The sequence below is a fragment of the Hyphomonas sp. genome (assembly GCF_041398385.1).
GTDB lineage: Bacteria > Pseudomonadota > Alphaproteobacteria > Caulobacterales > Hyphomonadaceae > Hyphomonas.
This window is the reverse complement of sequence record NZ_JAWKUW010000010.1, coordinates 29,158-46,384: the sequence shown is the minus strand read 5'-3', so window position 1 is coordinate 46,384 and position 17,227 is coordinate 29,158. Positions and strand designations below refer to the sequence as shown.

General features: G+C 62.3%; 22 protein-coding genes and 1 riboswitch. Of the genes, 6 read left to right on the top strand and 16 right to left on the bottom strand.

From position 1 onward, the window contains the following. From R3C13_RS14650 to R3C13_RS14640, 3 genes are all read right to left on the bottom strand, one after another. A partial coding sequence (locus tag R3C13_RS14650; RefSeq protein ID WP_371311585.1) for a 3-hydroxyacyl-CoA dehydrogenase NAD-binding domain-containing protein occupies positions 1-642 on the bottom strand: 642 nt, incomplete at its 3' end. 184 nt (positions 643-826) lie between these two features. After that, entirely contained in the window at positions 827-1,756 is a 930-nt protein-coding gene (locus R3C13_RS14645; protein WP_371311584.1) for an electron transfer flavoprotein subunit alpha/FixB family protein, read from the bottom strand. Position 1,757: 1 nt separating this feature from the next. Next, the gene (locus R3C13_RS14640; protein WP_371311583.1) at positions 1,758-2,504 is read right to left on the bottom strand and encodes an electron transfer flavoprotein subunit beta/FixA family protein; all 747 of its coding nucleotides are present in this window, start codon (positions 2,502-2,504) and stop codon (positions 1,758-1,760) included. 161 nt (positions 2,505-2,665) lie between these two features. Between R3C13_RS14640 and R3C13_RS14635 the strand changes: the two genes are divergently transcribed. Continuing rightward, positions 2,666-3,130, top strand: a complete 465-nt coding sequence (locus tag R3C13_RS14635; protein ID WP_371311582.1) for a DUF3617 domain-containing protein — start codon at positions 2,666-2,668, stop codon at positions 3,128-3,130. Here R3C13_RS14635 and R3C13_RS14630 read toward each other — a convergent pair. Continuing rightward, positions 3,127-3,957 (bottom strand): oxaloacetate decarboxylase, encoded by an 831-nt coding sequence (locus R3C13_RS14630; RefSeq protein ID WP_371311581.1) that lies wholly within the window; start codon positions 3,955-3,957, stop codon positions 3,127-3,129. The two genes, R3C13_RS14635 and R3C13_RS14630, sit on opposite strands and share 4 nt — an antisense overlap. A 193-nt stretch (positions 3,958-4,150) precedes the next feature. On the opposite strand from R3C13_RS14630, the gene R3C13_RS14625 reads away from it, so the two are divergent. Beyond that, positions 4,151-4,387 (top strand): YdcH family protein, encoded by a 237-nt coding sequence (locus tag R3C13_RS14625; RefSeq protein WP_371311580.1) that lies wholly within the window; start codon positions 4,151-4,153, stop codon positions 4,385-4,387. A gap of 65 nt (positions 4,388-4,452) precedes the next feature. Here R3C13_RS14625 and R3C13_RS14620 read toward each other — a convergent pair whose 3' ends face one another. Further along, the gene (locus R3C13_RS14620) at positions 4,453-4,734 is read right to left on the bottom strand and encodes a hypothetical protein (RefSeq protein WP_371311579.1); all 282 of its coding nucleotides are present in this window, start codon (positions 4,732-4,734) and stop codon (positions 4,453-4,455) included. A gap of 94 nt (positions 4,735-4,828) precedes the next feature. On the opposite strand from R3C13_RS14620, the gene R3C13_RS14615 reads away from it, so the two are divergent. Continuing rightward, a complete protein-coding gene (locus R3C13_RS14615) occupies positions 4,829-5,128 on the top strand; it encodes a ubiquitin-like protein (RefSeq protein WP_371311578.1) in 300 nt (99 codons plus the stop codon). Positions 5,129-5,130: 2 nt separating this feature from the next. Further along, positions 5,131-5,529, top strand: a complete 399-nt coding sequence (locus R3C13_RS14610) for a rhodanese-like domain-containing protein (protein ID WP_371311577.1) — start codon at positions 5,131-5,133, stop codon at positions 5,527-5,529. 8 nt (positions 5,530-5,537) lie between these two features. Here R3C13_RS14610 and R3C13_RS14605 read toward each other — a convergent pair whose 3' ends face one another. Next, positions 5,538-6,017 (bottom strand): DUF4262 domain-containing protein, encoded by a 480-nt coding sequence (locus R3C13_RS14605; RefSeq protein ID WP_371311576.1) that lies wholly within the window; start codon positions 6,015-6,017, stop codon positions 5,538-5,540. A 254-nt stretch (positions 6,018-6,271) separates the two neighbouring features. Between R3C13_RS14605 and R3C13_RS14600 the strand changes: the two genes are divergently transcribed. Beyond that, positions 6,272-6,601 (top strand): YkgJ family cysteine cluster protein, encoded by a 330-nt coding sequence (locus R3C13_RS14600; protein ID WP_371311575.1) that lies wholly within the window; start codon positions 6,272-6,274, stop codon positions 6,599-6,601. Positions 6,602-7,657: 1,056 nt separating this feature from the next. Here R3C13_RS14600 and R3C13_RS14595 read toward each other — a convergent pair. From R3C13_RS14595 to R3C13_RS14575, 5 genes are all read right to left on the bottom strand, one after another. Beyond that, positions 7,658-7,867, bottom strand: coding sequence for a SlyX family protein (locus R3C13_RS14595; RefSeq protein ID WP_371311574.1), 210 nt, complete (start codon positions 7,865-7,867; stop codon positions 7,658-7,660). 161 nt (positions 7,868-8,028) lie between these two features. Further along, positions 8,029-9,312: an HNH endonuclease family protein gene (locus R3C13_RS14590; protein ID WP_371311573.1), complete on the bottom strand. Its 1,284-nt coding sequence runs from the start codon at positions 9,310-9,312 to the stop codon at positions 8,029-8,031. A gap of 36 nt (positions 9,313-9,348) precedes the next feature. Next, positions 9,349-11,217, bottom strand: coding sequence for a phosphomethylpyrimidine synthase ThiC (gene thiC / locus R3C13_RS14585; RefSeq protein WP_371311572.1), 1,869 nt, complete (start codon positions 11,215-11,217; stop codon positions 9,349-9,351). A 55-nt stretch (positions 11,218-11,272) separates the two neighbouring features. Further along, positions 11,273-11,380, bottom strand: a riboswitch (TPP riboswitch). A 54-nt stretch (positions 11,381-11,434) separates the two neighbouring features. After that, positions 11,435-12,286, bottom strand: coding sequence for a hypothetical protein (locus tag R3C13_RS14580; protein ID WP_371311571.1), 852 nt, complete (start codon positions 12,284-12,286; stop codon positions 11,435-11,437). Continuing rightward, positions 12,283-12,771: a hypothetical protein gene (locus R3C13_RS14575; protein ID WP_371311570.1), complete on the bottom strand. Its 489-nt coding sequence runs from the start codon at positions 12,769-12,771 to the stop codon at positions 12,283-12,285. Before R3C13_RS14575 ends, R3C13_RS14580 begins: the two co-directional genes overlap by 4 nt. A gap of 646 nt (positions 12,772-13,417) precedes the next feature. Here R3C13_RS14575 and R3C13_RS14570 point away from each other — a divergent pair. Then, positions 13,418-14,224 (top strand): hypothetical protein, encoded by an 807-nt coding sequence (locus R3C13_RS14570; protein WP_371311569.1) that lies wholly within the window; start codon positions 13,418-13,420, stop codon positions 14,222-14,224. 3 nt (positions 14,225-14,227) lie between these two features. Here the strand turns inward: R3C13_RS14570 and R3C13_RS14565 are convergent, their stop codons facing one another. From R3C13_RS14565 to R3C13_RS14545, 5 genes are all read right to left on the bottom strand, one after another. Further along, positions 14,228-14,587: an MmcQ/YjbR family DNA-binding protein gene (locus tag R3C13_RS14565; RefSeq protein ID WP_371311568.1), complete on the bottom strand. Its 360-nt coding sequence runs from the start codon at positions 14,585-14,587 to the stop codon at positions 14,228-14,230. A gap of 51 nt (positions 14,588-14,638) precedes the next feature. After that, positions 14,639-15,397 (bottom strand): SDR family oxidoreductase, encoded by a 759-nt coding sequence (locus R3C13_RS14560; RefSeq protein ID WP_371311567.1) that lies wholly within the window; start codon positions 15,395-15,397, stop codon positions 14,639-14,641. A gap of 120 nt (positions 15,398-15,517) precedes the next feature. Next, positions 15,518-16,000, bottom strand: coding sequence for a GNAT family N-acetyltransferase (locus R3C13_RS14555; protein ID WP_371311566.1), 483 nt, complete (start codon positions 15,998-16,000; stop codon positions 15,518-15,520). 8 nt (positions 16,001-16,008) lie between these two features. Then, positions 16,009-16,362 carry an ArsC/Spx/MgsR family protein gene (locus R3C13_RS14550; RefSeq protein WP_371311565.1) on the bottom strand — a complete coding sequence of 118 codons (354 nt, stop codon included), beginning with the start codon at positions 16,360-16,362 and terminating at the stop codon, positions 16,009-16,011. 87 nt (positions 16,363-16,449) lie between these two features. Continuing rightward, positions 16,450-17,205: a phosphodiester glycosidase family protein gene (locus R3C13_RS14545; RefSeq protein ID WP_371311564.1), complete on the bottom strand. Its 756-nt coding sequence runs from the start codon at positions 17,203-17,205 to the stop codon at positions 16,450-16,452. Positions 17,206-17,227 lie beyond the last annotated feature (22 nt).

Here is a 17,227-nt window from a genome sequence, read left to right as displayed (position 1 = left end):
GCTCTCCACCGTGCCGACGCCTTCATACAGCGCATACACGGCCTCATTGATCATCGGCACCAGGATGCGGTTCACGATGAACGCCGGATAATCCTCGGCATTGGTCGTCGTCTTTTCCAGCCGTTTGGCGAAGACGATCGTTGCCTCATAGGTTTCCTGGCTGGTCGCGAGGCCCCGGATGATCTCGACCAGCTTCATCAGCGGCACCGGGTTCATGAAGTGCATGCCGATGAACTTCTCGGGCCGGTCGGTGACCGAAGCGAGGCGGGTGATGGAAATGGAAGAGGTGTTGGTTGCGAGCAGGGTCTTGGCGGGCACGATCTCGCAGATCGAACGGAAGATCTGTTCCTTGACCTCGCGCTTCTCGGTCGCCGCCTCGATGACGAGGTCGTCCTTTTCGTGCAGCTTGATCGAGGTGGACGTCTCGATGCGCGCCAGCGCGGTCTTCATTTCATCCAGGCTGAATTGCTCCCGGGCGACCTGGCGCGCCATGTTCTTTTCGATCATTTCCATGCCGTGCTTCAGGGCATTGTCGGAAATATCGGTCATCACGACATCATAACCGGCCAGCGCGCAGACATGCGCGATACCGTTGCCCATCTGGCCGGCGCCGATCACGCCGATGGTCTGAAGAGTGGTCATCCAGTCTGGTCCTGAACCTTGCGTCAAACGAGTGACATACCCTGTTTGTGCAGTGCGTCAAAGATCAAGCGCGGACTTCATTGCCGCTGGGGTTATTGCTGGAGAGCATTGCCGGTTGTGGTTTTCGGACAACAAAAAGCCCGGCGGGGGGCCGGGCTTTCGTATTTCAATTGGCAGCTCTCGATCAGAGCGCGCCGGTGAGTTCCGGAACGGCCACGAAGAGGTCCGCCACCAGGCCATAATCGGCGACCTGGAAGATTGGGGCTTCCTCGTCCTTGTTGATGGCGACGATGACCTTGGAGTCTTTCATGCCGGCGAGGTGCTGGATGGCGCCGGAAATGCCGATGGCGACATAGAGTTCCGGGGCGACGATCTTGCCGGTCTGGCCGACCTGGTAGTCGTTGGGGGCGTAGCCTGCGTCCACGGCGGCGCGCGAGGCACCGACGGCAGCGCCGAGCTTGTCAGCGAGCGGGAAGATGACTTCCTGGAACTTCTCGGCCGAGCCGAGGGCGCGGCCACCGGAAACGACGCGCTTCGCGCCGACGAGTTCCGGGCGGTCAGACTTCACCATTTCTTCCGAGACGAATTCCGACTTGAACGGGCCGGCCGGGGGCGCGACGTCCTCGACCGATGCCGAACCGTCATTGCCGGCGGCCTCGAAGGAGGTGCCGCGCACGGTGACGACTTTCTTGGCGTCAGAGGACTTCACCGTCAGGATGGCGTTGCCGGCATAGATCGGGCGCTCGAAGGTCGAGCTGTCGATCACGGCGGTGACTTCGGAGAGCTGCATCACGTCGAGCTTGGCGGCGATACGCGGGGCGATGTTCTTGCCCGTAGTGGTCGCAGCGATGAAGACGGCGTCATAGTTCGCCATCAGCGGCACGACGAGGGCTTCCATGGCTTCGGCGGTCTGCTTGCGCAGGCCTTCGCCTTCGGCCTTCAGTACCTTGCGCACGCCGGAGACCTTGGCGGCTTCCGGGGCAACTGCGCCAGCATTCTCACCGGCGACCAGCACGTCGACATCGCCGCCGAATTTCGACGCAGCCGTTACGACCTTGTGGGTCGCATCGGACAGGGCGCCATGATGATGTTCTGCAATAACGAGGACAGCCATATCAGATCACTCCTGCAGTCTTGAGTTTCGACACGAGCGTGGCGACGTCTTCTACTTTCTCGCCAGCCTGGCGCACCGGCGGTTCGGTAACCTGAACCACGCTGAGGCGCGGGGAGATGTCGACGCCATAGTCGGCAGGCGACTTCTCGGCGATTTCCTTCTTCTTGGCCTTCATGATGTTCGGCAGGGACGCATAGCGCGGCTCGTTGAGGCGCAGGTCCACCGTCACGATGGCGGGCAGGGCGAGCTTGACGGTCTGCAGTCCGCCATCGACTTCGCGGGTGACCGTCAGGGCGTCGCCGTCCTTCTCGATCTTGTAGGCGAAGGTGCCTTGCGGCCAGTCCAGCAGGGCGGCCAGCATCTGGCCGGTCTGGTTGGAATCGTCGTCGATGGCCTGCTTGCCGACGATCACGAGGTCCGGGCTTTCTTCGGCCACGACCTTGGCGAGCAGTTTGGCCACGCCCAGCGGCTCGACGGCTTCATCGGTCTTGATCAGGATGCCGCGGTCGCCGCCCATGGCGAGGGCGGTGCGGATGGTTTCCTGGGCCTGCTGCGGGCCGATCGAGACGATGACCACTTCGGTCGCCGTGCCGGCTTCCTTCATGCGGACGGCCTCTTCGACGGAAATCTCGTCAAAGGGGTTCATCGACATTTTGACATTGGCGAGATCGACACCCGTTTTGTCCGGCTTCACACGGACTTTCACGTTATAATCGATCACGCGTTTTACGGGCACGAGGACCTTCATGAGCTGCGCTCCACACGTTTCGAGGATTGGACTAAAGTCGGCTGCGCCCGTGCCTACAGGGACTGCAAAAAATGCGCAAGGTTGACGTTGACGTAAGTGTTATACTGGTGCGCATTTTGCCGCACCCTCCCTTCCGGCCCGTTTCATGCGATAGGGGAGGCATGCGGTTCCTGATTCCCCTGATGGCGTGCCTTGCGGCGATGCCGGCGTCCGCGCAGGTGACCGCGCGCCTGATGCCCGGATCCTATATGCAGGAACTGATTGTCGACGTCGAAATCGTGTCTTCGGAAACCGGGACGATCCTCGATTCCTGGACCGATCGGGACCGTTATGCGGAATGCCGCGATGCGGATGCCGCGCTGGCCCTCACTGTCTGGCTCGATCATGACCCGCGCTGCTCCTATGAGGAAACGGCCCGGTCCGGCGGGCATGTCGAATTTGAGGTCACCTGCAACTATGAAGAGATGCTGATGACCGGGAGCGGGACGCTCGACTATCCGCGCGCCGACCTCACAGGGTTCGAGCAAGCCGTTAGCCTGTTTGGCTATTCCGGCGGTGAGGAGCGCCGGATGACCCTGCGCCAGACGGCCCGGCGCACCGGCTCTTGCCCGGCAGACCTCAACTAGGCGCTGCCGGCCTTCATCAGCGCCGCAATGTCGGACCCTTTCGGCGCCACCGTGAGAAAGTCCAGCGTGCCCTCCTGCATCAATTCCTTTGCCGCCAAGATCAGCGCTCCATAGGCCGTGTTGGAAAAGGCCGACCCCATCGACACGCGCTTGACGCCGGCGGATTCCAGTTTGGCCATCGACACAAAGCCGGAGAAGGGGCCCATCAGCACATTGACTGGCCGGTCGACAGAAGAGACGACGGACCTGATCTGGTCCATCGTCTGAAGGGCAGGCGCGTAGAGCACGTCGGCTCCAGCCTCCTGATAGGCCTGGAGGCGTGCGATCGTGTCGCCCAGATCGGGGTTGCCCCTCAGGAAATTTTCCGCCCGCGCCGTCAGCACGAAATCATGGGGCAGGGCCCGGGCAGCCTCTGCGGCGGCGCGGATCCGGTCCGCCGCTTCGGCGGCTTCATACAGTGGGTTCTGTGGGTCGGTGGTGTAATCCTCAATCGACCCGCCGACGAGGCCGGCTTCCGCGCCGAGCCGGATGGTTTCGGCGCAGTCTTCGGGCGCATGCCCGAAGCCGTTTTCGAGATCTGCCGCCAGAGGCAGGGGCGTTGCCGGAGTAAGGGTCCGGATGTGAGCCAGCTTCATCTCGCGCGTAACATGATAGTCCGCCACCCCCATTGAAGCCGCGAATCCGCTGCTGGTGGTGGCCAGTGCCTCGAAGCCGAGCCCGGCCAGCATGCGGGCAGACCCCACATCCCAGGGATTCGGAAACAGGAACATGCCGGGGCGTTCGTGGAGCTGCCTGAAGGCGTGGGCTTTGTCTGCCTGAGAGGTCATGAGGGTCTTCCTTGAAATCCGGGCATACCGAAGCCTCCCGTATTGTGGACGTCCACCCGTTTCTTGCGTATTCGCCGCCCTGGGGCCGCAGGCAGACAAAAAGCGGCAACTACGTAGTTTCCGTAATTTGCATTTGCCGTGCGGCGTCCAACATGCAGAAAAGACAACAGCATCAATCAGGGAGCCTGACTCTATGTCCCATACGCCGCACGAGCTGACCGAGGAATTTCCGGAAGCCACCGACAAGATCCATGAGTTGAAGACCTCGAATGCGCACTTCGCAAAGCTCGCCGATGAATACCATGAGCTGAACCGCGAGATTCATCGCATGGAGACCGATGTGGAGCCGGCGAGCGATGAGCACCAGACCGAACTCCGCAAGAAACGCATGGCGCTGAAGGATGAGATCTACGCGATGCTCAAGGCCTGACGGCCGGGTTAGAAGCCTGAACAGGCCGGGCGCCTCCGGGAAGGGAAGGCGCCCGGCTTTTCTGTTCAGAAGTGGGCGAACGTCACCTGATTGATCACGTCTTTGCCGAGCTGTCTTGCGAGCCGATCTTCAAGCGCGCTCATGTAAACCCCAACATCCTGGTCGGTCCTGCAATAGACGCGAAGGGCGGTCCATTCGGGCAGGTCGTCGCCATCCGGCACGCAATAGTGTCGCCCGCTTTCTTCCACGATTTCGGTGATGTCCGGCTCGGCGGCGAGCGCGCGCTCGATCGCATATAGTGCTGATGTGCCGCCCGTCTGGTGGATGGTAAAACGCTGTTCCGCCATACTGGGAATCTGCCTGAAGATGCGGCCCGCGGCAAGGCGTGACGCCGGCGGCGAAGCTGACTAGGGTGTCCTCATACAGACGGGGAGACATGCAATGAAACCGATCCTGAAGGGCCTCGCCCTTGCCGCGTTCTTCGCCCTCGCCGTGGGCAACGCCGCGGCTGACCTTCTGTTCGTCAAGACGCTGACCGGCAAGGCGATCACGCTGGAGGTCGAGGGCTCGGAGACGGTGCTTGATGTAAAGGAGCTGGTCGAGGACAAAGAAGGCATCCCCACCGAGCAGCAGCGCCTTATCTTCGCCGGCAAGCAACTGGAAGATGCCCGCGCGCTGTCCGACTACAACATCCAGAACGAGAGCACGTTGCACCTCGTCCTGCGCCTGCGCGGGAACTGAGGATGGCCCTGACACACGAAGATCTGTTGGCATCGGCCGAGGCGGAAGTCACATCCATCGAGGCGGCCGACGCAGCGCCGCTGCGCACGGATCCGGATACGGTGTTTGTCGACATCCGGGACGTCCGCGAGCTTGACCGCGACGGAATGATTCCCGGCGCGCGCCATGCCCCGCGCGGCATGCTGGAATTCTGGATCAGCAAGGCGAGCCCTTATCACAAGCCGTGGCTGGCCGAGGACAAGACCTACATCTTCTATTGCGCGTCCGGCTGGCGCTCTCTGCTCGCGGCTCAGGTGGCCCAGAAAATGGGCCTCAGATCGATGAGCCTGCGGGGCGGCTATTCCGGCTGGAAAAAATCCGGACTCGAAACCGGTGAGCGCGAGAAGACGCCGGAGCTCTGACGCGCGCTTCAGCTCCACAGTTGCGGCTGCGCCGCCTTCACGCCTTCGCGGCAACCCTCGTCCCACGGATACAGCCCGCGCAGCCAGTCGGGCCAGATCAGTTGCACGAGGCCGGGATGGCCCTTGTGCCCGCCGCGCTGCCAGAACCAGTCCGCCATGACGGCATATTTAGAAAACACGTCCGGGTGCGAGACATTGCGCGCGACGCAGGACACGTCTTCATAAAGGTTCCGCCAGTCCTGATTGTCCTTCAGCTTGCGGCCGGCCTTGATCTCCTGGAACACGGCTTCCAGCATGTCGAACATGATGTCGCGGTGCAGGCCGAAGACGATGAATTCCGGCGCGTTCAGCGTCTGCGAAAAGCCGACCGTGTAGGTGAAATTCGGCACCACCAGTTCGGGGTCGTACATGTGCACGCCATACCATCCGTATACCTCGATACTTTCGAGGATGCGGCGTTCTTCGTCGATGACTATGCCTCCAGCCATGCGCCCATTCACGCGGTGTGCCGCGCGGCGGGTCAAGCCGGAACTGCCCTGATGACGGAGATTTAACGGGCGCGGCCGGGGCCTTTGTGGCATGATCATTATGCGGAGGACCGGCCATCTCGCAGGGCCTTCCGCCTGATAGCGCTGCCCGGAAAAATCCCTCTTGCGCGGCGGCCCGGCCGGGCGTAGATCGCGCTGCCGCCGACCGCTGCGATGGGCACAAACGGGCGGTGGAGCCGTTCCGGCAAACCCCTATGTCAGACCAGTCGTTCGATTGCGTGTCGTGCGGCGCGTGCTGTTTCAGCACCAACCCCCGCTATCTTCAGCTGCTGCCCTGGGACGCTTCCCGCGCCCTGCCGCCAGAAAGCCTGTTCACCGAAAACGGCGCCACTTATGTGAAGTTCGACTGCGGACATTGCGTCCATCTCGACCTGTCGCAAGGCAAGGCCGCCTGCCAGGTCTATGAAGACCGGCCCGAGGCCTGCCGCGCCTTCCGGGCCGGCAGTTTCGAATGCGTGAAGGCACGGCGCGCCAACGGCATCATGGGCGCCAATGTGCGCCGCCGGGAAGGGGAGCCGGCCTGACCGCCAGCACGTGCGGCCGGCGCGGCGGGTGCCGTCCGGTGGGGTTTTGTGGATTGCTGCTTATTTCCCGCAGACCCCTGCGAAGCTGCCGAAGATCAGAAATCGGTCCAGTGGATCGATTTCCTGAGGCAGGGGTCCATCTCCCGCAATTGCCCCACGTGCATGAGGATGTTTCAGGAGATGGATACCTGCTTTCGCAGGTATCTGCGGAGAGTGGGATGCAGAGCGGCGACGCGCGTGCGGGCGGCAAGGCTCCGGTAAATCCTACGGTAAGGCTCCGGGAAGGCTCCGGAGGGGCGCGGGGTGCAAAGCCCCTCTCCCTCGGGAGAGGGGTTGGGGTGAGGGGACGCGGCGTTTCAGCACGTTCTGCACTTGCCGCAATGCCGTGACCCCTCATCCCCAACCCCTTCTCCCCAAGGAGAAGGGGCTCAACTGCCAGCCGTTCCCAGCGCGCCACGATGGGCGCGTCATACACATAAAGATCCTCCGCAGGCGGCGGATCGCAGAGCATGGTGATGCGGATGTTGCCGAAACAGTCGACGGCGAGCAGCGCATTGAGGCCCGTGCGCTCATGCCATCTGGCGAAGCGGACAAGGTTCCAGATCAGCCAGGGCCAGAACAGTGGCCAGACATGATCGAAATAGGGGCGAAGGCCGGGATGCATGCGGGGGAGTGTGGCACGGGCGAACGGCCTGCCGGAAAACGCGCCTCCCTGACGTTTCATCCCGGCCGGCGCGCAGCGGAGCGCCGCGGCCTTGTTCCTGTCGTGTGCGCACCAGCCACAGGGCCCCAGATATTTGCTCACGCAAATTCCGGGATGACAGGGGCGGGCGGGGATAGGGCGTCCGTCTTTCCCCTCGTTACGCCCGACGATGCCAACGCGCCCCACATCGCTTTCTGATCCCCGGCCGCTGCGCAGGGGGCATTGGGTGGCACGCCTCGCCAACACCGCAGCTCATCCTGAACGAAGTCGAAGGATGAACTGGCCTGGAGCCGCAATCACCCGGCGCCGACGCCCCTCCATCGACGTCGCTCAGGACGCCCTAATAATGCGTCCTAGTAGTGAGGAGGCGGCCGCTCCACGGGGGCGGCCTGGCCGGCGGACTGTTCGGCCTCGGCGACACGCTCGGCGAGGCGCGCAACCTGCCGCTCCAGCCGGTCGATCAGCTTCCATTGCGCCGTGACGGCCGCGTTCAGGTCCTCGATCGTCTGGTCCTGATGGACCACACGCATTTCAAGCTCGTCGAGGCGGGATGAGTCTGTCATGTAGTTTCCGTATGTGTTCGAGTGCACCCGTTTCCTCAGGGCCAGCCGTAGGGTGGGTTGAGGTAACGCCGATACCCACCATGCAGCGCTTGCCGCGAGCCCGAACGGTGGGTATCGCTCCGCTCAACCCACCCTACGCTTACTGTGGCCTCATTTCCCCACTACGAGCTTGATTTCTTGCCATTGCAGTCAGCACAAAGCGCTTGAGCGTTTTCCAGAGTCGTAGTCCCCCCTTTAACCCATGCTTTCACATGATCCGCATGCATGTCAGCCAGATCGGGAAGCGCCTTGCTGCATCCTTGATTTTGACACTGCTTCCCTGACCTGATCCAGATCACGTATCGCTCTTCGCTAGAGAACTGACGTTTTGGATCCTTGATGGAAACGTCTGGATTGTCCTGCAGAAAATAGCGTGTCAACAATGTTGACCGCTCAACCATCGACTGAAGATCATTGGTTCCTTGTTGAGTAAGTCGTCCGTACTCAATCAAATATGGGTCTCGCTCATCTTCCGGCTTTTGCAGGTTTTCAATTCGTCGGGCATGAAAATCTTCCAAAAATGACCTCAGGCGTTGGGAGATGCCGTCGCCGCTATATCGCGCTGACATTTCTTTGATCCAACCGTAATACAATTGTGGATATGACTGCTTATTCAGCAGTGGGTCGTTTTTGGAGAATACCTTATTCATTACCTTCAAGTTCTTCAGCACTCGTGATTTGAGTCCTTCCAACTCGGCTTCAGTGGTGCCCTTATTCTTCTCCACCATTTGGTCCAAAAATTTCTTCTTCAAGTCACAAAATATGCCGTGGCCGTCCTTTTCCGAAATCTCCATCTTGACGAGTTTGGCCGACACCTCGTGGAACGACATCCTCTTATCTTTGAAGGACAGGCTCTGTTTCAGCTCTGGTGATTTCGCGAGTTCACGAACGAGTTTGATCATATTCCCGCCCATTGCGTTTCGCTTTTCGGCGGCATTGAGAGGCTCTCCATTGTTGAGCCTTGAAAATAGCTCTTCGATGTCATCCTCGTCGGCGTCCAGTATTGTGACGACATCAATGGTTTGTCCTCGAAAATACTCCTTCTGCTCTTCGGAGAACTCAGAATATTTTTGATTTGGCGACGGCAACGAGCCTTCAAAGAACGACTTGTCGCCCGAAAATTCGAAGTCCGAGGCAAGAGGGAATCCATCTTCCATGAAAGCCCAGATAGAGGACAGGCGCTGCTTTCCGTCGACAACTGAATCGGAATACGGGCCTTTTTCTCCTGTCCGATCATGGAAATACAGCTTTGGCACGTCAAAGCCGTTCAGGATGCTATCCATGAACAGTTGTTGTTTGTCTTCGGACCAGATCCCCGCCTCGCGCTGATAAGGCGGATTGAGATCAATTCGGTTCTTCTTTACCCAAAGCTTGCCGATAGGTACTGCGTCGGAACTACATTTCATGGGCGGATTCCCTGCGCTCGCAATCTAACGATTATGCTACTCTTGTAGATAGATTTCACTGCCCTTGTCGACAAACTCGCGGCTCTTCTCCTCCATCCCTTTCCGCGCCTCGGCGGCCTGCTTTTCCAGGTCCAGCCGTTCGTTCTCGGACATCCCCGCCGCGTATTCCCGCACTTCGGCGGTGATCTTCATGCTGCAGAATTTGGGGCCGCACATGGAGCAGAAGTGGGCGACCTTGTGGGCTTCCTTGGGAAGGGTCTGGTCGTGGAAGTCGCGGGCGGTTTCGGGGTCGAGCGAGAGGTTGAACTGGTCTTCCCAGCGGAATTCGAACCGGGCGCGTGAGAGGGCGTCGTCGCGCACCTGCGCGGCGGGGTGGCCCTTGGCAAGGTCTGCCGCGTGGGCGGCGAGCCGGTAGGTGACGACGCCGACTTTCACATCGTCACGGTCGGGCAGGCCGAGATGTTCCTTGGGCGTCACATAGCAGAGCATGGCCGTGCCGAACCAGCCGATCATCGCCGCGCCGATGCCGGACGTGATGTGGTCATAGCCCGGCGCGATATCGGTGGTGAGCGGCCCCAGCGTATAGAAGGGGGCCTCGCCGCATTCGCGCAGCTGCTTCTCCATGTTCACCTTGATCTTGTGCATCGGCACATGGCCGGGGCCTTCGATCATTACCTGGCAGCCTTTCGCCCAGGCGATCTTCGTCAGTTCACCAAGGGTTTCCAGTTCCGCGAACTGGGCCGCGTCGTTGGCGTCTGCGATGGCGCCGGGGCGCAGGCCGTCTCCCAATGAGAAGGAGACATCATAGGCGCGCATGATGTCGCAGATGTCCTCGAAATGTGTGTACAGGAAGCTTTCCGTGTGGTGGGCCAGCATCCATTTCGCCATGATCGAGCCGCCGCGGCTGACGATGCCGCAGACACGATTGGCGGTGAGGTGGATATAGGCGAGGCGCACGCCGGCATGGATGGTGAAATAGTCGACGCCTTGTTCGGCCTGCTCGATCAGCGTGTCGCGGAAGACTTCCCAGGTGAGGTCTTCGGCGACGCCGTTCACCTTCTCCAGCGCCTGATAGATCGGCACGGTGCCGATGGGCACGGGGCTGTTGCGGATGATCCATTCGCGCGTGTTGTGGATGTTGCGGCCGGTGGAGAGGTCCATGACATTGTCGGCGCCCCAGCGGATCGCCCACACCATCTTGTCGACTTCCTCCTCCACGGAGGACGCGACGGCGGAGTTGCCGATATTGGCATTGATCTTTACAAGGAAGTTCCGCCCGATGATCTGCGGCTCCAGCTCGGCATGGTTGATGTTGGAGGGGATGATGGCGCGGCCGGCGGCGATTTCGTCACGCACGAATTCCGGCGTGATGAATTCGGGGATATGGGCGCCGAAGCTTTCGCCCTGCGCGATTCGCTCGGCGGCGCCCTCGACGGCCTTGCTGCGGCCGAGGTTTTCGCGGGTGGCGACGTAGACCATCTCTTTCGTGATGATGCCGGCCTTTGCGTATTCGTACTGGGTGACGGGGCCCGTGCCCGTGCCGCGCAGGGGGCGGTGGCGGACGGGGAATTCGCGGGCGAGGTGCTTGCCGGTGGCGCCGCCATTGTCTTCGGGCTTCACGTCGCGGCCGTCATATTCCTCGACATGGCCGCGCTCCAGCACCCAGTCGCGCCGTGTACGGGCAAGGCCTTTTTCGACGTCGACGGTGACGGAGGGGTCTGTGTAAGGGCCGGACGTGTCGTAGACCGGCACCGGCGGCTCATTGGCGGAGGGGTGCAGGTCGATCTCGCGGTGCGGCACGGCGAGATCGGGCAGGGGATGGGAATAGACCTTGCGGGACGAGGGCAGCGGCCCGGTGGTGACCTTCGGGGTTTCGAACTCGGACTGGCTGGCGGGCTTGTTCATGGCGGGTCTCCACAAGGGCAACCCGGATGATGCGGCGCGTTTCCGGCTGGCGGCGATGCCGCAGTGGTTCCGTCCCTCGCGCCGGCATGACCCGGATCAGGTTCAAAGGGTAAAGTCTCAGCCCGCCCGGCTCATTCCGGTTCAGGCACCCCTCGGATAGAGACTTGATGCCCCAAAACCGGGCGGGCCTCAATCCCGGAATGATGCAGCCTGCGGTTCAGCAGGGGCCGGGGCCCTGCCATTTGGCGCTGCCACGGAGCCGGACGATCTCGCGGCCGCCCATGCCGTCGGTGTCGATGGTGGCGCTGCCGTACCAGCTGAGGGAGGTGTCGCTCTGGCTGATGAAGAAGTCACCCTCGATCAGCTGCTGGGTGCAGGTGAAGCTGAAGGCGCCGGTGTCGGCCATGCTGCCGAAGCAGGCGGCGCCTTCGGCGGTCATCTCGGCGGCAATGGCGCCGGCCGGCTCGTCGCCGTCGCGCGGATCGAGGCAAAAGCTGGAGGTGAAGGATTGGCCGTCCGGATTGGCGTAGGAGGTCGAATAGCGCCCGGCGCGCAGGCCGTTGGCCAGAGGGGGCGGACGGTTTGCGGCAAGTCCGCGCTCGACCTCGTCCACTTCGAATTCGAAAGCGGCGATGTTGGCGATCAGGTTCTCGCGGGAAATGCCGCCGGCGACATGAATCGTGTGACGCAGCCAGAGGGTGGGCGGCGAGAATCGCTTATCGGCGGACGCGCGCAGGAAGAAGGTTTCCCTGTTCAGCCCGCGGGCAATCGAGACCGCGTTCGGTTGATCCGTCTCATATTCCAGGATGATGGCCTGGCAGTCTTCCGGCTTTCCTGCTGGCGCGCACATCGAGCCTGAAAACCGGTACACGCGCCCGTCTGCCCGGCGAAGCGTCACGGCCGGCGATTCGCTGGAATAGACGTTGAGCCAGGTCCAGCCGCGTTCCTCGATGATGTCGCGCAAGGCCGGCAGGTCGAAGCTGGAGATGAGGCGCGGGCTTTCGGGTGTGGCGTTCGGCGCCCCGAGGCAAAGCGCGGCGAAAAGAGTGGCGGCGGTACGGCCGATCATGGGGCAACCAGCCAGCGAAGGGAATCGGTGTTGGAGTCGATCCGGTCGAGCAGCGCGCTGAGATTGGCGCGCGTCACGCCGCCCGTGAAGATGATCTGGTAGTGCAGCGTATAATTCTCGCCGGTCCAGGCGGCGCTGACCGGGCCGGAATTGGAGCTCCAGTAGTCGGGCATTTCATTCGGCGCATCCGGGACGGTCTTTGGCGTGAGACGCGCGCGCACAAGGGCCTGACGGCAGGTGCCGGTCTCGCAGTCATGGCCCTGCATCATGAAGGAGATGCCGCTGGGGCCTGTGAGGCGCACACGAATTGTGCCGGACACGGCCGGGAGTGTCTCTGCGGCCCATCCCTTTTCCGCCGCGATGGCCGTGACGATGGCCGGGTCGAACCGGTCGATGAGGGCTGTTTCGGCGGACGCCGGCGCGGTCCCGCAAACGAGGAGAAGCGCTGCGGCCAGCAGGCCGGACAAACCTGGATTGTTCAGCATGATTGGGTCCTGAATGGTCATTGGGAGGCGCTGTCGGGTGGCGGTTTCGGGTCGTTTCGAAAGAGCGGATCCGGATACGCCCTGTTCTTGCAGCAGGACGCACCCGTGCCGGGCTGGGATCAGGATGGATTTCGGCGGGGGAGCGGACACGCTTCAAAGGACAGGCGGGCGAATGCCGGGACCAGAACCGGCAGGGGGGCAAGACGCATGAAATCTCCGGAAAGCAGACCGTCCCCCTTTCTCTAGACCGTTCACCGGGTTCCGGACAATCGGGTGTATACGAATATTATCGGGGATGGCGCTGTGCACCGGATACCCGCCCCAGGCGGGACAGGGGCCGGACTTGTTCAGGCTCCTCCCGCTTGACCGCTTTGTCCCAGATCCTGACCTCCTGGAACCGCTGATCGTCCCTCTCGCGCATGATGCCGGGCGGATGGGGCCGGCCGCAGGTGCCGGTGCACGCGCTCTGTCCCGGCGGGGCGCGCGACAGCGCCAAGGTGCGCGCCTTCGTGGATGCGCTGACGGATGCGTTCCCGGGCGGTCTCGCTGGCTGATTAACGAAACGCGCAGCTCCATTAACCTTCTGGCGATACGATTGGTCCAGATGTGGGGGTGAACCGGAACATTTGTACGGGAGAGATGCGCCATGGCCTTCGACGCCGCGCTTGCCTCAGCTGAGAAAACCGCGGCGACGCCCACCAAGTGGCGCCGCTTCAAGGTCGACCTCTGGGCAACGGACCTCAACACGACCGAAATCGGCATCCTGCAGCATACCCAGCACGAAGCCGCCTCCGATCAGTTCACCAAGGACATGGAGATCATCGGCCAGATCCGCGACGGCAAGGAACGCTCCGGCATCGTCGCCTATCGCAAGGAGCTGTGGAAGGACGGGGAAGGGATGAAGCGCCGCCTGGTGCTGAAGCTGTTTTCCGAGGGCATGCACTGGCGCGGCACAATGGAACTTCTGATGGGCCGCTCGCTGCAGCTTTCCATCGGCGCGAAGGGCGTGCCCGTCACCGCCTATTCGATGAACCTTGCCCGGCAGGACCAGTTGATCCAGCTCGAACGCTCGGCGCAGAAGTGGCCACTCTTCCCGGAGAAATTCTCCTTCTTCATCGAGACGTCCAAGGGCCCGCGCTTCTATCGCCTGCGCCGCAATGTGTTCGCCATCGGGGCGGATTACAGCCTCTACAATGACCGCGGCCGCAAGATCGGCTCGCTCGATCATCGCGTCATCAATCTCGGCGGCAGCTGGATGGTGAAGCTGGATGCGTCGGAATCCTATGCCAAGCTGGAAACGGTGCTGCAGATGTTCTGCACCATGTTGCGCTTCAATGGCGCCGCGCGCCGGCATGTGCGCCGTGAGCTGGAGCAGGTGCATCTGGGCAAGTCGGCCCGCGCGCTCGACAAGCAGGAACGCGACCTCTACCTCAACCCGCGCCGCCGGCGCTGAGGCTCAGTCGAGGAAGCCGAGCTCGCGCTGTAGCTTTTTGGTGAGGCCTGCGGCGACGAGCCGGTAGGAGGCTTCGAGATAGGCCTTGAGGTCTGCGTCTTTCAGCGTCTCGGCGCTGTAGCGCTGAATCCAGTTCATGCCGCGTGAGGCAAGGTAGGGCGCCGGCTGGCAGCCCGGTTGTTCCTTCAATATGTCGAAGCTCATCTCCGAGACCTTGAAGGAGCAAACCATCTCGCCGTCTTCCTCGCGGCCCATCACGAAGACCTTGCCGCCGATCTTCCAGACGTCCGCATCGCCCCACTGGCGCACATGCGTCGTATGCGGAAGGCTCTGGCAGAAGGCGTTGTAGGCTTTGAGTTTCATGAGCGGGCTCCCCTTTGCGCAGATTAGGCGTCGCGGCGAGCGCGGTCAAAGTCAGCCTTCATAGCGTGCGTTCAGCATCTCGAAGATCTGGTCGAAATTGCCGGCGGCCTCGGCAGCCCGGAGCATCTTCGCCCGCTGGACGATGACTTCATCGGGCGTGTCTTCGCGGCCGAAGCTCTCCATCGTCTCGGCGATGAAATCGGCGAGTGGCATATAGGTCTCGCGCGCCGACTGGCCGGGGGTCAGGTCTGTCTGCACACCCGGCGGGGCAAGCTCGATCACGTCGACCGATGTGTCGCGAAGCTGCCAGCGCAGCGATTGCGACCAGGCATGCATCGCCGCTTTCGAGGCACTGTAGGCCGGCGTGTGCGCGAGCGGCACGAAGGCGAGGCCCGACGTGACGTTGACGACGCGCGCCGCGGCCTGCTTGCACAGGTGCGGCAGGAAGGCTGCGGTTAGCCGGATCGGGCCGAGAATGTTGGTCGCCACCGTCGCTTCGGCCACGGCAAGGTCTACCGGGTCCGCCTTCCAGTCTTCCCTGGCCATGATCCCCGCATTGTTGAAGACGACATTGAGCGAAGGGAAGTCGGCCAGCAGCTTCGCCGCGAAGGATGCAATGTCCGCCGCATCGCTCACATCCAGTGTGCGTGCCTGCATGGCCGCGCGCCCGCCAATGGTCTCTTCCAGGGCCTCCGCGCGGCGGCCCGCGACAATCACCATATTTCCCCGCGCCTGGAATTCGCGGGCGAGTTCGCGGCCGATGCCAGACCCGCCACCGGTCATCAGGATCGTGTTTCCGGAAGTCTTCATGGCAGGTCTCCATTTTGCCTGCGGGGCTTTACGGCCCGCTCCGGACAAGATGGGCCTATGGGCGCCTGAAAGAAGAAGGCGTCGGAAAGAAATATGCCTGCGCGGGAGGACGGTGCGGTTCTAGAGCGGCTTTTCGAGGAAGAGGGCGGTGCCCATTTCCGGATCGAGCGCATAGGCGCGATAGCCGGCCGCCTCATATACGCCGCGGGCGCGCGTGTTGCCGGAAAGGACTTCCAGCGTCAGCTTGCAGCAGCCGCGCTTTCGCGCCTCGGCTTCGGCTGCATCCAGCAGCGCTTGGGCGATCCCCTTGCCGCGATGATCCGGATGGACCGAGATGTCATGTACATTGACCAGCGGCTTGCAGGCAAAGGTCGAGAAGCCTTCGAAGCCGATCAGCAGGCCGACCGGCAGCGGGCCGTCAAAGGCGAGCAGCACGATGGCGTTGGCGCGCGCGTCGAGTTCATGCGGCAGGTTGCGCCGGGCAAAGTCGCCGAGCGGCTTGCCGCCGCCCATCGGGTCGCGTGCATAGGCGTCGAGCAGGTCGATCATGGCTGCAGCGTGCAGCGGCTCTGCAAGGTCAGCGGGAAGGATGGTGAGAGACATGGCCCGGATTATTTCAGCAGGGCGCCCTGGACGTCCTTGCCCCAGCCGACATGCACGGCGCGACCGGCCTCGATCACCGGGCGCTTGATCAGCGTCGGGTATTTGATGAGCAGCTGGAACTCGCCCTGTGTGCCGACCTTTGCCTTGTCGCCATTAGTGAGGTTGCGCCAGGTGGTCGAGCTCTTGTTGACGAGTTTCTCCGGCGCCGCCTTCAGCCAGACGGGCACCTTGGCGGCAAGGTCCGTCTCGTCGCGGATGTCGACAAATTGGACCGTGTCGCCGGCCTCTTCCAGTGCACGTTTCGCCTTCTTGCAGGTGTCGCAATTCTTGAGGCCGTAGAGGACGAGTTTTTGTCCGGGCATGTTCTGTCTCCGGTGCGAAAGAGGCGAGTCCCTAAGGGCAAACCGGAAGGGGGGCAACCGGCCAAACGCGGTGCACTGCAACAAGTTTCACTTTGTTACAGAACGGCGCACGACACCGACGATGGGGCCCATATCTGCGCCACCATCGTCACGTGCAAGCTCCGGTGCATAAAGGCGCGAAACGACGCCGTCGAAATACAGCGCATCGCTGGTGCCGAGTTCATCGCGGAAGAGACGGGCGAAGGTGTGAAAGTTTACCGGCGCGTCGCTGATGGCGAACCATACGGTCCGTCCGTCGGCACTGATGCCCGCGCCATTGCGGCGCTTGCGGCTGGTGCCGTCTTCATTGAAGGAGGGATGCAGCGCGCCGCCGATCACCAGCATCGGGCCCGACTGGCTGGCATAGCGCGCGGCGGGCGACACTTCCTCATAGGCCAGCGTTTCGCTGATGTGCGCGGCGCCGTTCTCGTCGATCCAGAAGACGCCATTGGGCAGCATGCCGAAATTGCCCGGCCCCGCGCGGGTGACGAGACCGGCGGCCTGTTCGCCGTCTTCGACGTAAAGACCGACCGGGCGGCGGTCTTCATGGTACATGCCGGCATTCATGGCGAAGACAAGCGTGCCGCCTGTGCTGCTGACCTCCTCGGCTAGCCGGTCGAAATCGCCATAGGGCGCGCCGTCCGGATGGGTGTGGAAGAGGGCGAGGCCCGGATCGCCGGCATCGAAATGGCAGACGGTGAAAGGCTGGTCCTCGAACCGGATCGCGGCGCACGAGGGTTCCGCTTCCTCCCGGCATCCGGCAAGGAAAGCGACGATAATCAAGGCGAAGGCAATGCGGCGCATGGCCAAGGCTAGCGTGGCGCGG

Excerpts from the sequence above, each read along its gene's own strand:
- R3C13_RS14560 (WP_371311567.1), bottom strand. The coding sequence starts at position 15,397 with ATGAAGACTTCCGGAAACACGATCCTGATGACCGGTGGCGGGTCTGGC.
- R3C13_RS14620 (WP_371311579.1), bottom strand. The coding sequence starts at position 4,734 with ATGGCGGAACAGCGTTTTACCATCCACCAGACGGGCGGCACATCAGCA.
- R3C13_RS14590 (WP_371311573.1), bottom strand. The coding sequence starts at position 9,312 with ATGAAATGTAGTTCCGACGCAGTACCTATCGGCAAGCTTTGGGTAAAG.
- R3C13_RS14605 (WP_371311576.1), bottom strand. The coding sequence starts at position 6,017 with ATGGCTGGAGGCATAGTCATCGACGAAGAACGCCGCATCCTCGAAAGT.
- R3C13_RS14550 (WP_371311565.1), bottom strand. The coding sequence starts at position 16,362 with ATGCCCGGACAAAAACTCGTCCTCTACGGCCTCAAGAATTGCGACACC.
- R3C13_RS14635 (WP_371311582.1), top strand. The coding sequence starts at position 2,666 with ATGCGGTTCCTGATTCCCCTGATGGCGTGCCTTGCGGCGATGCCGGCG.
- R3C13_RS14630 (WP_371311581.1), bottom strand. The coding sequence starts at position 3,957 with ATGACCTCTCAGGCAGACAAAGCCCACGCCTTCAGGCAGCTCCACGAA.
- R3C13_RS14580 (WP_371311571.1), bottom strand. The coding sequence starts at position 12,286 with ATGATCGGCCGTACCGCCGCCACTCTTTTCGCCGCGCTTTGCCTCGGG.
- R3C13_RS14615 (WP_371311578.1), top strand. The coding sequence starts at position 4,829 with ATGAAACCGATCCTGAAGGGCCTCGCCCTTGCCGCGTTCTTCGCCCTC.
- R3C13_RS14600 (WP_371311575.1), top strand. The coding sequence starts at position 6,272 with ATGTCAGACCAGTCGTTCGATTGCGTGTCGTGCGGCGCGTGCTGTTTC.
- R3C13_RS14555 (WP_371311566.1), bottom strand. The coding sequence starts at position 16,000 with ATGTCTCTCACCATCCTTCCCGCTGACCTTGCAGAGCCGCTGCACGCT.
- R3C13_RS14595 (WP_371311574.1), bottom strand. The coding sequence starts at position 7,867 with ATGACAGACTCATCCCGCCTCGACGAGCTTGAAATGCGTGTGGTCCAT.
- R3C13_RS14565 (WP_371311568.1), bottom strand. The coding sequence starts at position 14,587 with ATGAAACTCAAAGCCTACAACGCCTTCTGCCAGAGCCTTCCGCATACG.
- R3C13_RS14575 (WP_371311570.1), bottom strand. The coding sequence starts at position 12,771 with ATGCTGAACAATCCAGGTTTGTCCGGCCTGCTGGCCGCAGCGCTTCTC.
- R3C13_RS14570 (WP_371311569.1), top strand. The coding sequence starts at position 13,418 with ATGGCCTTCGACGCCGCGCTTGCCTCAGCTGAGAAAACCGCGGCGACG.
- R3C13_RS14610 (WP_371311577.1), top strand. The coding sequence starts at position 5,131 with ATGGCCCTGACACACGAAGATCTGTTGGCATCGGCCGAGGCGGAAGTC.
- R3C13_RS14640 (WP_371311583.1), bottom strand. The coding sequence starts at position 2,504 with ATGAAGGTCCTCGTGCCCGTAAAACGCGTGATCGATTATAACGTGAAA.
- R3C13_RS14545 (WP_371311564.1), bottom strand. The coding sequence starts at position 17,205 with ATGCGCCGCATTGCCTTCGCCTTGATTATCGTCGCTTTCCTTGCCGGA.
- thiC (WP_371311572.1), bottom strand. The coding sequence starts at position 11,217 with ATGAACAAGCCCGCCAGCCAGTCCGAGTTCGAAACCCCGAAGGTCACC.
- R3C13_RS14625 (WP_371311580.1), top strand. The coding sequence starts at position 4,151 with ATGTCCCATACGCCGCACGAGCTGACCGAGGAATTTCCGGAAGCCACC.
- R3C13_RS14645 (WP_371311584.1), bottom strand. The coding sequence starts at position 1,756 with ATGGCTGTCCTCGTTATTGCAGAACATCATCATGGCGCCCTGTCCGAT.